2 protein-coding genes are annotated in these 1560 nt (G+C 74.2%); one reads left to right on the forward strand and one right to left on the reverse strand.

Going from position 1 to position 1560, the window contains the following annotated elements; all coding sequences use genetic code 11:
* Positions 1–980 (reverse strand): two-component regulator propeller domain-containing protein (locus DMC18_RS22825; protein WP_146218180.1); only part of this gene is annotated, 980 nt, incomplete at its 3' end.
* Here DMC18_RS22825 and DMC18_RS27065 point away from each other — a divergent pair.
* The coding region (locus DMC18_RS27065) for a hypothetical protein (protein WP_233248259.1) at positions 973–1560 on the forward strand (588 nt) is incomplete at its 3' end. The two genes, DMC18_RS22825 and DMC18_RS27065, sit on opposite strands and share 8 nt — an antisense overlap.

A 1560-nucleotide genomic window follows, 5' to 3' on the forward strand; every position in this document is an offset into this window, starting at 1 on the left:
GACTTCTGCACGAAGCTGTTGAGGCCGTCGCGGAAGTCGAACACCTGGCGCGGCAGCGGCGCGCCGGGCCTGTCGAGGGCGCGGTCGAGGTCGGCCGAGCGCATGCGCACCACGCCGGCGTCGCCGATCGTCCAGGTGTCGCCGGCCGGGGTCTGGACCAGGCCGTTGACCGAGGCCAGCCACGGATAGCGCTCGGCGTCGAGGGTCGCGGTCTTGCCGTCGCGCAGGCGGGCCAGGCCCTGGCCGCCGCTGAGATAGAGCGCCGCCGCGCCCGGCAGCACGCCCTCGATCTCGCCGATCGAAAAGCGCTCCTTGTACAGCGGCTCGAACGGCAGGCGCCCTTGCAGCGGCGGCGGGGTGCGGAACAGGATCGCCGCCCGGCCGTCGGGCTGGACGGCGGCGTTGGAGGCCACGCCCAGGGTCGGCGACAGGCCCGGCCAGCGGTTCCAGGTCCCGCCCTCGCGCCAGTAGAGGCCCTTGTCCAGCGCCGCCATCCACAGCCGCCCCTCGGCGTCCTGCGCGCAGCCGAAAGCGCTGGCCTCGGCGGGCTTGGGATAGGTCTCGACCTTGCCGGCGCGCACCTTCAGCACGGTGTCGCGCAGGGTGACCCAGACGCCGTCGTTCTCGTCGGCGCACAAAGCCCCGGCCGACCACTCGGTCCGCGCCACGGGCCTGGGCGCCTTGCCCGGCGCGATGGCGTAGACGGTGTGGGCGTCGGCGATCCAGACCGCGCCGTCGCGGGTGGCGGTCATGCGGTAGCCGCGCGCGGAGTTGGGCGGGATCGCCTGCTCCACCACCACGCTGGCCGGCCGCATCATGTCGAGGCCCAGCTCGGTGCCGAACCAGACATTGCCCTCGCGGTCCTCGAACACGGCGTGGGTCTGGTCCGAGGTCAGGCCGTGCACGGCCTTGTAGGCCTGGATGCGCAGGCCCGCGGCGTCGGCGCTGCGGGCCGCGACGCCGGGCGCTGGAATGTGCACGACGCCGTCGGTCCAGGTCGCGCCCCCACAGGTCGCCCTTGTGGTCGAACAGGATCTTCGAGCCGCCCACCTCGTCCTGGCGCGGATAGGCCCGGGTCAGCGACGAGGCGGCCGGGGCTTCGCCGGCCAGCAGCCGCACGCCCTTGGTGTCGGACACCCACAGGCGCCCCAGGGCGTCCTGCGCCAGGCTGGCCCGGCGGGCGACCTTGACGCCGGTGGCCGAAAAGCGAGACTGGCCGGGCGCGCGGCGCAGCACGGTGTCGCCCAGCACCAGCCACTGGACCCCGTCGCGGCTGAAGAAGACCTGCCAGACCTCCTGCTCGGGCACCCCGACCTCGGCCCCGAACTCCTGCCAGCGGCCGTCATGCCAGCGGGCCAGGGTGTTGCGCTTGCGGCCGCCGCGCGCGACCCAGATCCCGCCCTCGCGGTCTTCGGCGAGGCTCGTGACCTCGCGCGAGGGATTGGGCATGCGGGCGTCGATCAGCTGGCCGTCGCGATAGACCGCGACCCCGCCGCTGCGACCCAGGCCCACCCACAGCGCGCCGGACTTCGCGCCCAGCACCTGCGAGACGTTCAGCCG

The sequence above is a fragment of the Caulobacter sp. D5 genome (genome assembly GCF_003185805.1).
Taxonomy (GTDB): Bacteria; Pseudomonadota; Alphaproteobacteria; order Caulobacterales; family Caulobacteraceae; genus Caulobacter.